16 protein-coding genes are annotated in these 13,162 nt (G+C 44.3%); 5 read left to right on the top strand and 11 right to left on the bottom strand.

From position 1 onward, the window contains the following. The 3 genes from AC5FX4_RS02200 to AC5FX4_RS02190 form a co-directional block, all read right to left on the bottom strand. Entirely contained in the window at positions 1–378 is a 378-nt protein-coding gene (locus AC5FX4_RS02200) for a BlaI/MecI/CopY family transcriptional regulator (RefSeq protein WP_476293377.1), read from the bottom strand. A gap of 70 nt (positions 379–448) precedes the next feature. Further along, complete coding sequence (locus tag AC5FX4_RS02195) at positions 449–1,132, bottom strand: pseudouridine synthase (RefSeq protein ID WP_493604896.1); 684 nt, start codon at positions 1,130–1,132, stop codon at positions 449–451. Positions 1,133–1,348: 216 nt separating this feature from the next. Continuing rightward, positions 1,349–1,987 carry a porin family protein gene (locus tag AC5FX4_RS02190; protein WP_493604895.1) on the bottom strand — a complete coding sequence of 213 codons (639 nt, stop codon included), beginning with the start codon at positions 1,985–1,987 and terminating at the stop codon, positions 1,349–1,351. A gap of 232 nt (positions 1,988–2,219) precedes the next feature. Between AC5FX4_RS02190 and AC5FX4_RS02185 the strand changes: the two genes are divergently transcribed. Together AC5FX4_RS02185 and AC5FX4_RS02180 are read left to right on the top strand one after the other, a co-directional pair. After that, the gene (locus AC5FX4_RS02185; protein WP_493604894.1) at positions 2,220–3,059 is read left to right on the top strand and encodes a glycosyltransferase; all 840 of its coding nucleotides are present in this window, start codon (positions 2,220–2,222) and stop codon (positions 3,057–3,059) included. Positions 3,060–3,148: 89 nt separating this feature from the next. Continuing rightward, positions 3,149–3,874 (top strand): hypothetical protein, encoded by a 726-nt coding sequence (locus tag AC5FX4_RS02180; RefSeq protein WP_493604893.1) that lies wholly within the window; start codon positions 3,149–3,151, stop codon positions 3,872–3,874. A gap of 86 nt (positions 3,875–3,960) precedes the next feature. On the opposite strand, the gene AC5FX4_RS02175 is transcribed toward AC5FX4_RS02180, so the two are convergent. The 8 genes from AC5FX4_RS02175 to lptM form a co-directional block, all read right to left on the bottom strand. Further along, complete coding sequence (locus AC5FX4_RS02175; protein ID WP_493604892.1) at positions 3,961–4,839, bottom strand: dTDP-4-dehydrorhamnose reductase family protein; 879 nt, start codon at positions 4,837–4,839, stop codon at positions 3,961–3,963. A 71-nt stretch (positions 4,840–4,910) separates the two neighbouring features. Then, positions 4,911–6,398: a peptide MFS transporter gene (locus tag AC5FX4_RS02170; protein ID WP_493604891.1), complete on the bottom strand. Its 1,488-nt coding sequence runs from the start codon at positions 6,396–6,398 to the stop codon at positions 4,911–4,913. Between the two features lie 100 nt (positions 6,399–6,498). Continuing rightward, positions 6,499–7,203: an HAD-IA family hydrolase gene (locus AC5FX4_RS02165; RefSeq protein ID WP_493604890.1), complete on the bottom strand. Its 705-nt coding sequence runs from the start codon at positions 7,201–7,203 to the stop codon at positions 6,499–6,501. Positions 7,204–7,223: 20 nt separating this feature from the next. Next, on the bottom strand, positions 7,224–8,099 hold the full coding sequence (locus AC5FX4_RS02160; RefSeq protein WP_493607756.1) for a tyrosine recombinase XerC: 876 nt from the start codon (positions 8,097–8,099) through the stop codon (positions 7,224–7,226). Between the two features lie 61 nt (positions 8,100–8,160). Beyond that, positions 8,161–8,787: a DUF484 family protein gene (locus AC5FX4_RS02155; RefSeq protein ID WP_493604889.1), complete on the bottom strand. Its 627-nt coding sequence runs from the start codon at positions 8,785–8,787 to the stop codon at positions 8,161–8,163. 14 nt (positions 8,788–8,801) lie between these two features. Further along, positions 8,802–9,632 (bottom strand): diaminopimelate epimerase, encoded by an 831-nt coding sequence (gene dapF, locus AC5FX4_RS02150; protein WP_493604888.1) that lies wholly within the window; start codon positions 9,630–9,632, stop codon positions 8,802–8,804. Between the two features lie 66 nt (positions 9,633–9,698). Continuing rightward, complete coding sequence (gene lysA, locus AC5FX4_RS02145) at positions 9,699–10,952, bottom strand: diaminopimelate decarboxylase (protein WP_493604887.1); 1,254 nt, start codon at positions 10,950–10,952, stop codon at positions 9,699–9,701. Beyond that, positions 10,953–11,150: an LPS translocon maturation chaperone LptM gene (gene lptM, locus AC5FX4_RS02140; protein WP_493604886.1), complete on the bottom strand. Its 198-nt coding sequence runs from the start codon at positions 11,148–11,150 to the stop codon at positions 10,953–10,955. It lies immediately after the preceding gene. 120 nt (positions 11,151–11,270) lie between these two features. On the opposite strand from lptM, the gene cyaY reads away from it, so the two are divergent. From cyaY to AC5FX4_RS02125, 3 genes are read left to right on the top strand one after another with little or no spacing between them, the layout of a single operon-like run. Next, positions 11,271–11,591 (top strand): iron donor protein CyaY, encoded by a 321-nt coding sequence (gene cyaY, locus AC5FX4_RS02135; protein ID WP_493604885.1) that lies wholly within the window; start codon positions 11,271–11,273, stop codon positions 11,589–11,591. Continuing rightward, a complete protein-coding gene (locus AC5FX4_RS02130) occupies positions 11,591–12,244 on the top strand; it encodes an alpha/beta hydrolase (protein ID WP_493604884.1) in 654 nt (217 codons plus the stop codon). Before cyaY ends, AC5FX4_RS02130 begins: the two co-directional genes overlap by 1 nt. Before the next feature lie 18 nt (positions 12,245–12,262). Beyond that, positions 12,263–13,162 (top strand): DUF2914 domain-containing protein, encoded by a 900-nt coding sequence (locus tag AC5FX4_RS02125; protein WP_493604883.1) that lies wholly within the window; start codon positions 12,263–12,265, stop codon positions 13,160–13,162.

The raw sequence follows: 13,162 nt of genomic DNA, 5'->3' as shown, positions 1-13,162 counted from the left end.
TTACTTTCCTTGCTTTTGTTCCCACTGTTCGATGATCTGTTTTAGCTCATCAATGTCTTGCTGTGATAACTGCTCTGTTTTAGCAAAGCCGCTGACCAAAGGCGCAATACGACCACGGAAAAATCGCTCTAGAAAGCTTTGGCTTTCTTTTAAGGTGTAGGCTTCTCGGCCAATGGTGGGGCTATAGATGTACTCGCGGCCTTGCTTTTCAAAACTCACGGCTTGTTTTTTTACCAAGCGACTGACCAAGGTTTTTATGGTTTTTTCATGCCATTGGGTGTCGCTGCTTAAACGCTGGATAATATCGCTTGCCTTCGCCGGGTGGCCTTGCCAAAGGGCTTCCATCACGGCAAATTCCGCTTTAGACAGTTCTATCATTGTTATTGCCTACAAGTGTAATCGATAAGTTTAAGATTACACCTGTAACCAAGTCTGTCAAGGAGGTTTTTTAGTCGATGCCTAACAAAGTTGTGTTTATCGGTTGGTACTGGTTTTCTGATAAGTCAGTGGGTAGGTGATAATCGCCAATGCGCACTCGATGTAAATCAATAACGCGGTAGCCACAATGCTTGGCCATTTTGCGAATTTGTCGATTCAGGCCTTGCTTTAAAATAATTTTGAAGCGATCAGTTGCCAGCAAGCTTACTTCGCACGGTAAGGTTATTTGTCCATTAATTAGTATACCGCCCGACATGGTACGGCAAAACTGGCTATCGAGAGGGCGGTCTACCTGCACCCAGTATTCTTTTTCAACACGGTGATCAGGATGAATTAAACGTTGGCACAATTCGCCATCATTAGTAAGTAATAACAAACCACGAGAGTCTTTATCTAAGCGACCAATGGGATATACACGTTGCTCAGTGGGCAAGTGATGGATCAAACTGCTCGGGTCATTTGAGTTGAGCTTACAGTCAACTCCGACGGGTTTGTGGTAGGCATACAATACTTTATTGGCGATGTAAGTGACGCGCTGCCCTGATACCAGAATGATATCGTCTTCAGTAACATGATCGATATGATTGGCAGGACGACCATTGACAGTCACTTCACCCGCATCAATGAGCCGAGAAGCTTGGCGGCGAGAACAAACTCCCGCATGGCCGAGGTATTTTGCAAGGCGTGTAGACATATTCAGGGTTCATTGCAGCGAAAAAGGAGAAGCTAACATATTTTCGCTAAATAGAAACACCTAATTGGCTATAAGACAGCTCTGAAATGAGCTGTCTGTTTTTAATCTCTTAGTACTTACGTACTTCAAGGCTTGTGAAGACTCTTTTAGTCATGGATGTTAGTGATATGAATTAGCGCTAAATATCAGAGTTTAGCGCTTGCGAAACCTTAAGCATTAAAATCGATAGTTAACACCGATAGAAGCGCTGTTCCAGTTATGCGAGTTACTCTTGGGGAGCGCTTGATATTCTAAAAGCAAGTCAACCGAGTCAGTTAATGAGTAGGTAATGCCTAAGCCATAGTTGAGACCATCTTTAAAAACGTGATTCGAATATGAATGCACGCCAATAATAGTGCGGTTTTCATCGACGTTAAACCGGTTCCAAGAAAGGTCAAGGCGAGTTTTAGTGTACCCAATAAGACCATAAACTTTGAACTGCTCGTACGTAAGAAATGACGCTTTGAGGTTGATAGATGCTTGCCATTCCATTTGTTCTTTACTTTTTTCATTGTCTATGAAATCGTAATAGTTGTGATAGCTGTGATAGCTGTGATAGCTGTGATAGCTGTGATAGCTGTAATTATTTGATATGCCAGTTAAATATCTAGACTCGATTGATAAATACTCGTTATATTGATAACCACCTAGTATACCGATAGTTTTAAAGTCTATATTGGAATCAGATATTTCTTGATTCCCGTATAATGCTCCAACATAAAAACTATTGCCTTCACTTTCGCTTTCATTCGCACTCGCATTGAGTGCAGATGTCGCTAAAATAGTCGAAAGTGCCAATGCTACTGTATTTCTCATTTATAATCCTTTTTGAGTTTGGTGTGTCCTAAGTGACTCGATAAGGCAAGAATTGCAAAGTGAGTTAAGCAATGCTTACCCCTTATCCTGCGAGAGTGTATTTATCCTCAAAGTCTATTTCTGTTGTAAAAATGTAATAATCTGTTAAATGTGAGAGCATCAGGTCTTTTAGCTAATGCTATTTGGCGAGCGTATATGTTAGCCTACCTTTTTTAGAAAACACTGAACAGCAATGAAAAAAGCCATTTTTACCCTTGCGATTGGTGACAACCCCATGTACCAAGCCGCTATATTAAGTTTTAAACACTATGCTGACAAAGTAGGGGCGGACTTGATCATTTCGGATGCACTTCATTACCCTATTGATATTAAGAACCCTAAACATAATGCGAGCCCTGCTTGGACTGAGAAGCTAAGAATTGGCGAGCTTCAAGAGCAGTACGATAGGGTATTGTATGTTGATGCCGATGTGTTAATCACTCCACATGCAAGAGATGTATTTGAGCTTTATCCTGATCTTGAAACAGCTTATTGGTTTGATGAAGGTGTTATTCAAGAACGTGCAGATGATGTTGCCATGATCTGCGATGCGCTTGGTCAAGTTGACTGGCCTAAAAAGAGCCATCGACCAGTGTATTACAACGCAGGTATTATATTAACGTCTACTCAATGCCCCCTTTTCAAGCTAACTAAGTTAGAAGATTTACAGGCCGTTTGTAATGAAATAACCCATTATGATCAGAGCTATTTTAATTACACATTACACAAGCATGGTATTAAGCATGAATCACTTGATCGTGCATTTAATCGTATGGACATGTTTGGGCACGAGAAATACTTAGAAGCTGATTTTATTCATTATGCGGGCAAAGGGTATGCGAAAAACAGTCGCCGTCGCGATGTGCAATTTTTAAGGGATTTTGCTCAACTTTACCAAGGCATTGTGCCACAGAATGAGATTGAGCGTTTGCAAGCAATGGCTTGGCATAGCTTTTTGCAAGTAGTTTGTAAAAAGTACCCACTACCCAATTGGCTGATAAGGGTGTGTAGCGAGTCTTTCGTACCACACTAATTGTACCCAAAGTGTTTACATTAAATTTTCTTGTGTTAATATTTTGCGCGCTGGCAGAGGGTCAGCGTCTTAAATAAAAAGGAAATTTTATGAAACTATTCAAACTAGGTTTATTAGCGGCAATTGGTGCAGCATCATTGACGAGTGTTGCGCAAGCAAGTTCATACCAATACAGCACATTTTACTGGAAACAAGGTGAACAGCAAGTAAGCTTAGGTTCTTCACGTGGTCGTGTATGCTTCTTATCGAGTGTTCAAGGTAAGTTTGAAGGCTGGGGCGAAGAAGTAAGCGTAGAAAAACGAGGTGCGAGTTACTACTTAGGCGGCAAATCAAATCAGGATAACGTTGCAGCAACGGCGACTTGTGTTACTAATCCGAAAGGTGATTTGTATACACAATTTGATACTTGGGAACAGGGTCAAAGCGATGTGTACATGGGTGATAGCAACAACGTCTGTTTCCTGACGGGCATGAGTGGTAAGTTCGAGGGTTGGAAAGAGTCTATCGAAGTTAAAAATACAGGTACAGGTGTGTACTTAGGTGGTACTTCTGATCAGCACAGTGTAAAAGCTAGTGCAGCTTGTTTATATCGTGCAGCTCCGAACCTTCGTGCTTACACTTGGAGACAAGGTGAAGGAACTAAAACATTAGCGCCTGCCGCGACTAATGTTTGTTACTTAACTAAAATCTCAGGTAAATTTAAAGGTTCAGGTGAATCGGTAAGCTTATCTCAAAGTAATGGTTACTGGCAGCTAAGTGGTAAATCTCAGCAAATAGGTGTAACTGCGACAGCAACTTGTACGAGTAAGTTCTAAGCTTAATGGATTGAGTTTTTTACTTACAAGTTACAGAAAAGGGGCTAAATTAGCCCCTTATTGGAAGTGTTAACTACAGGTTCTATTTACACTATCTCCGGTCGAGAAATAATATTTTTAATCGCAGTTTTAAAATCTCGTCCATAAGCAATCCTCAAATTTTTCAATCGAGAATCTGCCAAGGCGCAGTCGTATGGTCGCGGTGCATCTTGTTGTGGCTCATCGACCCGTTCTATCAAGGACGTTGGGTAGCCGAGAATATCTGCCATGATGCAGGCCATGGTGTATTTGGTCATGGCTTGGTTATCAGAAATATGAAAAATGCCACCGAGTTGCGCTGGCTGCTTTAATAAATCTCGTAAAGTAAATGCAATGTCTTCAACATGTGTGGGGTAGCGTACCGCCCAATTATCTTGATGGCTTTGTGCTGTAGCGCTGATAGACGTGGCGATAACAGACACAGCTGATTCTGCTAAATGCGTTACCGTACCATATAAAACCGGAACACGAATAATGCTGTGTTTTTCGGATGCAGCTAACACTGCTTGCTCAGCACTGGCTTTACTTTGGCCGTACAGGTTGAGTGGGTTTGGCGCATCATGTTCAAAATAAGGTGCGTAGTTACCATCAAACACATAGTCGGTACTGATAAATAAAAAACGAATATTGCGCTGCGCACATTGCTCAGCTAAAAACTGGCTTGCCGCAACATTGAGCGCGATAGTTTGCTCTGGTGAGTTTTCACATACGTCGGGTTTGCGCTCGGCTGCCGCATGAATAAGCGCATCAGGTTGATGGTTATCTAAAAAATCAATAACGGCTTGTTGGTCGCCTAAATCCAGTGCGTGTAAAGGGGCCTTGGCGCGACTAAACCCGGTGCCAATGACATCAAAATGTTCAGTGAGGGTGGAATAAAGCGTGCGGCCTAATAATCCGGTGGCACCTGTGATCATAACTTTTTGCATAGCGGCTCCCCAAGGGTTTGTTCCTTAAATGAGCCGCTAGCTTAGCAAGTTTTGTAAGGTGGCAACATACTTTATGCGTGGTTAACTTTCGCGTCGCTTTCCCAGTGTTTTGACTTGAAGCTGAGTAACCCAACAATGATGCCAACACCTATGCAGAATAAGCTTATTTGTAGGTATAAATTGGGCATTTCTTCCACTTTATTGGGGTCAAAGTGACCTGCCAACAAGCCTGAAATAATGTTGCCAATTGAGTAAGTGAGTACAAACACGCCCATCATTTGCCCCGCAAAACGCTTAGGTGAGAGTTTACTGACTGCACTGAGTGCCACAGGGCTTAAACATAACTCGCCCACTGTGTGTAAAAAGTAGGTGGTGATCAACCAATAGGGTGCTACTTTTAACCCTTGAGCCGCATATTGCGATGCCATAAACATCACCAAAAAGCCGCTGGCCATTATTACCAAACCAATGGCGCATTTCATATTGTATGACGGGGTGATCATGCGTTTGGCTAGGTTGATCCAAAGCGCAGCAAAAAACGGCGATAGAATAATAATAAAAATGGCGTTAGCGGATTGAAACCAAGCGGTAGGGATCGCAAAGGAGCCAATCATTCGGTCGGTATAGTCACGGGCAAATAAGTTCAATGATGAGCCTGCTTGTTCAAAGCCAGACCAAAAACAAGCCGAGGCAACACAGACAAAAAATAAAGCCCACATTTTCTTTTTCTCATCGTCATCTAACTCCCCTTTAAAATAGATAAAACCATAATAGATAAAGAAAATAATGGTAAAGGCGATGGCTACATATTGTGCAAGAACTACGGGATTTATGACAATGATGCCCATGTAAGTCAGTGCGGTGATGGCCGCGACTGTCGCTATCGCTGCTGCAATGACCCCCCACACTTTTTTAGCTTGTTGCGGTTCAAATGGGTTGGTGGGTTGCTCGCCGACGCCTGCAATGTTGCCTAAGGTACGGCGATATTGAATAAGGCCAATAGCCATGCCGACTGCGGCTGCACCAAAGGCATAGTGCCAGCCAACATTCTCCATGAAGTAGCCACACACATAGTAGCCAATCACGGAGCCCATGTTGATCCCCATGTAATAAATGGCGTAACCACTGTCGCGGCGTTCATCTTCCGAGCTGTAAAGCTGGCCAACCATGGCGCTGATATTGGGTTTTAAAAGCCCAGTGCCGAAGGCCACAAAAATTAAGCCAACAAAAAAAGAATGAGTGCTGGGGATTGCTAAGATGATGTGGCCACACATAATAATGATACCGCCGTACCAAACGGTTTTTTGCCCGCCGAGAAGACGGTCTGCGACCCATCCTCCGGGTAAGCCAAGGAAATACACGGCGCCAGTGTAAAGACCATAAATAGCGGCGGCTGAGGCGACAGTAAAACCAAGCCCTTGCTCTTGCAGGCTGGCTGTCATAAATAAAACCAATAAGGCACGCATGCCGTAATAACTCATGCGTTCCCACATTTCAGTGAAAAAGAGTGTTGAAAGACCCTTTGGGTGACCAAAGAACCCAGTATCCTGTGCTGACATAGTGTGTTCCATTATTGTTTGTTTTTACGTCAGCTTTTATTAGTACGCCAAAGCTTGGCTGAATGCAACCAAGCGAGGCTGGCGGAAATTATCGGTGGCGTTAGGCGTGAAAGTGGCTGAGTTGCAGGATGTCGGTGATCTCAATATCCGCTAAGCCACGGTAGCGGTAGCTTTCATCTTGGTTATTGAGCCACATGCTGTGGCAGTGTGCATTATTGGCGCCTTGTACGTCGGTGTCGAGGTTATCACCGATATGCAGTATTTGCGCGTTTTCAACATGCAATTGTTGAGCTGCATTATCAAACAGGTCGCGATAAGGCTTTGCGCGTCCATCAACGCCAGCCTGTAGCACCAGTGAAAACATGCCTGCTAAATTAAACTGCTCAACATCGGCATTGCCGTTGGTAATGGCGATAAGGGTGTAATGCTGACTTAATTGCTTTAGCATCGTGATCACGGGTTCGGGGACCACAATTTGACTACGCGCTTGCGAAAATGCGTCAAAAGCAAGTTCCGCATGCTGTTTTGCTTTTGAAGGTGCATAACCACATTCAAGCATACCAAGGTATAAGGCTTGTTTGCGCCAAGCGCTGACATCATGCTCAATGGCGGGGTTCTCTATCCTTGCCTGACGACGACAGCGTTCCCAAAACTGACCGTCTTGATGTGGCCAATTTACGACTTGCGCGAGATAGTCATCTTGCGCTTTTAAGGCGCGCGCAATGATAGGATGGTTGTTATAGAGCGTATCATCTAAGTCAAAACTGAGTACTTTTATGTGACCGATAGCACGGTTAAATCGCATATTACTAACTCGCTTTTTGGTTATTTGTTATGGCTGCGCTTTTTGGCTCTTGGATGAGCCTTATCGTACACCTTCGCTAGATGCTGGAAATCGACATGCGTATAAACTTGTGTTGCCGACAAGCTACTGTGGCCAAGCATCTCTTGAATGGCCCTTAAATCGCCACTGGATTCTAGCATATGACTGGCAAAAGAGTGGCGTAACTTATGAGGGTGGATAGGTGTGCTGATCCCTTGTTTTAAGCCCCATTCTTTCATGCGCTCTCGTACGTGACGAATTGAAATGCGTTGTTTACGGCGACTCAAAAATACAGCAATTTCTCCTTCATGCGCAAACTGCCCTCTGAGTACCAGCCATTGCTCAAGCGCTTGCAACGCTTTACCACCCACTGGGACCACTCGCTCTTTTGAGCCTTTACCCAATACGCGAATTTCACCATCACGTATATCACCAAGGTTCACGTTTACCAGCTCACTAATACGTAAACCACTGGAATACATGAGTTCCATCATTGCTTTGTCGCGCACCGCTAATGCATCGTCATCACTGATCGATAGTAGTTGCGCCATTTGATCCACATCGAGGTTTTTGGGGAGTGGTTTATCAAACTTGGGGCCCTTGATCCCTTCACCAGGATTAGTGACTGTACTTTTTTGATTATGCTTCACCTTTAAAAACTTATATAAGCTGCGAATACAGCTGAGCTTTAAATTAATGCTGCGTGGATTGTACTGCTTGGCTCTTAATTGCATGCTGAAGCGACGAATTTGTTCACTGCTGACCTGCAACCAACTGGGTGCTATGGGCGCGAAGTACTCGGCCGCTTGTAGTAACTGGGTTCGATACTGAGTAATGGTATGGTTGGAATACTGCTTTTCATGGCGCAGGTAGCCCATAAAATCATGGATGGGCTGCAGCCATAAATCACTCAGTTGTACGTCGTCGGCCGCCACCAGTTTACGCCAAAGCGCTTAAACGCAGTTGCAAAGAGGTAACAAACTCTTGCATAAATAAGTTGTCGTTACTGGGGGCAAAGTGTTCTGCACTGTTGCTTGCAAAGGCGAGCAGCGCTTCGGGTTTTTGTGTATCGCCAATTAGGTACAGGGCCACCGATTGCACGTTTTCAGGCTGTTGCCACAGCAGCTCGCGTTCTTGACTAGATAGGCGACCCAGGTAGACACCGGTGTTAGCTAAGCGCCGTGTGATGATGTCATCCAACTTGTTGTCATAGGGCGTAAGTTCACAACTAATGATATAAGGTGCACGAACCAGCGTATCGGCTAAATGTGACGCTAACTCTATAAAACTATGGCAATGCCACAGTTGTCTTTGGCATTCACTCAGTAATTTAAAAACTTGTTCATTTTCAAGGGCGCATTGTGACATGGTCTTAATTTGCTGTTTAAGTTGGGCATTTTCTTCGCGCAACAAACGCTGTTGCTGCAAAGCTAGATTAGGCAGCCCTTCACTTTGGCCTTGCAATTCAAGTTCTAGCAACACGTATGGATGCTTGATTAAAAAGTCGGGGTGATGGGTTAAATAATCACAGACTTGCTGTTCATCAATATCAGTTTTATTTGTCATCGTTCCCCCAAAATTTATAGTGAGATCTGCCCGTCAAAAACATGCTCTGCGGGACCCGTCATTTTCACACTGTGCCCTTCACCTTGCCAACGTATTTGTAAACTACCACCGGGTAAATCAACACGTACGGTGTTGGCGAGCTTTTTCTGCGCGATGCCAACAGCAACGGCAGCACAGGCACCACTGCCACACGCTAAGGTTTCTTGTGCACCGCGTTCCCAAACACGCAGTTTGATATGTTCAGGATTGAGGATCTGCATAAAGCCAACATTAGCGCGCTCAGGAAAACGCTCATGGGTTTCAAGTAGCGGCCCTAGCTCATCCACATTGGCGGTGTTTATGTCGTCCACTTCTAGCACGCAATGCGGGTTACCCATAGAAACCACGCCGCAAAAAACGGTATGTTCTTGCACACGTAAAATGTAAGTTAATTCAGGTTTACTGGCCTTAAAAGGGACACTGCTGGGCGCAAAATGTGGATGACCCATATTGACCGTCACTTGGCCGTCTTTTTCAGAGTACAGGGTGATGTTACCCGATTTGGTAGACACGGTGACTTTATGGCGATTGGTTAAACCTTTCATGCGTACAAAGCGGGCAAAGCAGCGCGCACCATTGCCACACTGTTCTACTTCTGTGCCGTCGGCATTGAAAATACGATAATGAAAGTCGAGATCCGGTGAATAAGGGGCTTCAACCATCAACAGTTGATCAAAGCCAATGCCAAAGTTTCTGTCAGCGAGTTTTTTGATTTGGTCTCGAGATAAAAATACATTTTGGGTGATGTTGTCGACCACCACAAAGTCATTACCCAAACCATGCATTTTTGAAAAATTTACAAACATAATGTTTTAATACAACTCCAACTGAGTTTACTTTGCCACGCGCTGGGCATCGCTGTCATTAACAAATTAAGGTAATACGTGTTCGCCTTGCCACAGTGACGAGATGGTCTCGCGTTGGCGCACCACGTAACATTGGTCACCATCGACCATTAATTCGGCCACTCTTGGACGAGAGTTATAGTTGGAACTCATGGTAAAGCCATACGCGCCTGCGCTGCGTTGCGCCAGTAAATCCCCAGCTTGAATAGCTAACAGCCTATTTTTGCCAAGAAAGTCCCCAGTCTCACATACCGGACCTACCACATCATAGTTGTGGGTTGGTGTGTCATCTGAGCGCGGGTTAACGGCGATAATATTTTGCCAAGCTTGATAGAGCGATGGACGCAGCATGTCATTCATGCCCGCGTCGACAATGGCAAAGTGTTTGTCTTGAGAACATTTTAGGTATTCAACTTTGGTCACTAAAATTCCGGCATTCGCCGCAATTGCGCGACCGGGCTCAAAGACCAGTTCAAGATTGGGGTAGGCAGTTAATTTTGCTTTCACTTCTGCGGCATATGCACTGGGGTGCGGTGGTTTCTCACTGTCGTAAGGTACACCTAAGCCGCCACCAATATCTAAATGTTGCAGCTCAATACCTGCGCGCTTTAACTGTTCAACCAGTTCTAATACTTTATCAAGGGCTGCTAAAAAGGGTTCGATTTCCGTTAATTGCGAGCCAATGTGAAAATCAACACCCACGACTTCAATACCAGGCAGCGCATAGGCGCGTTGGTATACATCAAACGCTTGTTTAATATCAATACCAAACTTATTCTCTTTCAAACCCGTTGAAATATAAGGGTGCGTTTTTGCATCGATATCTGGGTTGACCCGAATAGACACGCGTGCGGTGGTGTTATTCTTTTTAGCAACGTCACTGATCCTATCCAGTTCAGCAATCGACTCAACATTAAAACACTTAATGTTGTGTGAGAGCGCAAAGGCAATTTCATCCGCCGTTTTGGCAACCCCAGAAAATACCACTTTGCTGGTATCGCCACCGGCTTGAATAACGCGTGCTAACTCACCTTGAGAAACAATATCAAACCCTGCGCCCAATCGTGCTAACACGTTTAACACTGCAATATTGGAGTTAGCTTTAACGGCATAACACACTAAATGAGAATGGCCTTCAGCTGCATCGGTAAAAGCGTGGTAATGTCGCTCTAAGGTTTTACGCGAATACACATAACAGGGTGTACCATGTTGTTTAGCAATATCGGCTACCGCGACATCTTCGGCAAAAAGTTGCTCATTTTTGTATTGAAAAAAGTCCATCTAGTCATCCTGCTTTTTGGTTTGTGTGTCATTGGCGTTATTACTGCTGTTTGACTGAGCCTGCTGGGTTTGGTTCGTGGTTTGACTCTTTTGTTTTTCAGGCAAATAGAGCGGCCCACTTTGACCACATCCTGCAAGTATAAGGGTAGTGAAAATAACCAAAAAAAATAAGCTTGTTTGAGAGAATGTCGCTTTCATTAGATTAATGATGTCAGTGGCTTTATAATCGCAGAGTAACAGAATTCGTAAAAAAAGCAGCTACTGAAGTAAGTATTTTGATGCTTGCTGACATTAATTTTGTACCCAGAGGGAAACCTTATGACTGATTCCGAGTACCATGAGTTGGCTGACGCCTTAATGCTCACCATTGAAGAACAAATAGACGACTGTGACGCTGATTTAGATTACGAGTCGGCTTCGGGTATTTTAGAAATCATTTTTGCCGATAAAAGTAAAATCGTGATCAACAAGCAAGCGCCATTACATCAGGTGTGGGTTGCAACGAAATTTAATGGCCATCACTTTGAATTACATGGCGATAAGTGGATAGACAACCGTTCTGGCGCGGAGTTTTGGCAGTTTATGTGTGATGCAGCCACTCGCCAAGCGGGTACTCAAATTGTGTGGGAACAAAACTAATGCTGCCATTTGTAGAATACGCCGCAAAAGGTGAGCATAAGGGCAGCATCATTTGGCTACATGGTTTAGGTGATTCAGGGGAAGGTTTTTTACCCATTGCGCCTGAGCTTAATTTGCCCGAGGAGTTGGGTGTGCGTTTTATTTTTCCGCATGCCCCAGAACAACCGGTCACCATTAATGGCGGTATGGTGATGCGTGCTTGGTATGATATCAAATCGTTTGATCTAGATAACCGTGCCGATGAGACGGGTGTGAGAGAGTCAGCCGCTGCGGTTGAGCAATTGATCCAAGCAGAATTAGATAAAGGCATTGCCCCTGAGCGAATTATTTTGGCTGGTTTTTCGCAAGGTGGTGTGATTGCTTTGCATTTAGCGCCACGATTAGCGTTTAAAATTGCGGGCGTTATGGCATTATCTACTTATATGTGCGTGCCGCAAAAATTGGCTGATGAAGCGCAGCAAACACAATTGAATATTTTTATGGCGCACGGCAATCAAGACCCGGTGGTGGATATGTCGGCGGGACGCCAAGCCTACGACGTGTTGACAAACCAAGGTTACGACGTGAGCTGGCAAGATTACCCTATGGCCCATCAGGTGTGCTATGAGGAATTGGTTGCTATTCGTAACTGGTTGATAGAGACATTATCTTAATATTGAGGAGCTGCAGCAATGACACAAAGGATCGTAATAAAAACGTCGGTTAATCGGGTGCCACAAGCCAATGCAAAAGTGAGCTATCAATGGCACTGGCGACGTATTTTTGCGGCTTCTAGTATTGTGTTGTTATTTGCTGTAGCGCTGGCTTATGGGTTGATGAATTCAGTTAATGCCGACGAATTAGCACCTCAATCCGAACCTCTCAAAGTCGTTCTAGCTCAACTTGATAGCGATACGCCCAGTGATGTGCGTGAAAAACTCAGCGATAGTGCTTTAGCTGCATCGGCGACTGAGTTGGCAGAAACGGTGGATAAACAGCCAGCGCAAGCCGAACAGAACGAGATAGCGCAAGTCGATACGGCTCTTGTAAATACATCAACTGAAACAGAGCCTGAAGTTGCAGCATCTACCTCTGTTGCCTCAGACAATGAGCGTGTTGTTGAATCACAGCTTGCAGATGAAAGTGCATCACAAAGCGAAGTGGATCAGCAAATTGATGATGTTGAAGTAAGCGTCAATGAATTTGCTGAGGGTGCCAATGTGAAAAGCGTGGCACTTGGGGCGCAGATAGATACTAATTTAGTCAGCCGCGCTGTATTAACTACCGGTGTGGTGGGGCGTGAGCCTATCGATGTATTAAAAGAAAACTTAGATAGAAGCGCTTTTGACGATAAGCTGTATTTCTTTACTGAAGTGAATAATATGCAAGGACAAACGATCCAGCATTTATGGTTTCATCAAGATCAGCTCATGGCGGAAATTTCACTTGAGATCAGCGCGGTGCGCTTTAGAACGTATTCAAGTAAAAACATTATGCCAAGCCAAACGGGGCCTTGGCGTGTGGAGGTAGTCACCGAACAAGGTCAGCTACTGGCACAAAAATCTTTTCGAATTATTTCAGACGCCCAATAA

The sequence above is a fragment of the Pseudoalteromonas sp. ATL1 genome (assembly GCF_058933015.1).
The sequence above is the reverse complement of the archived record's forward strand: the minus strand, read 5'-3'. Positions and strand labels throughout refer to the sequence as shown.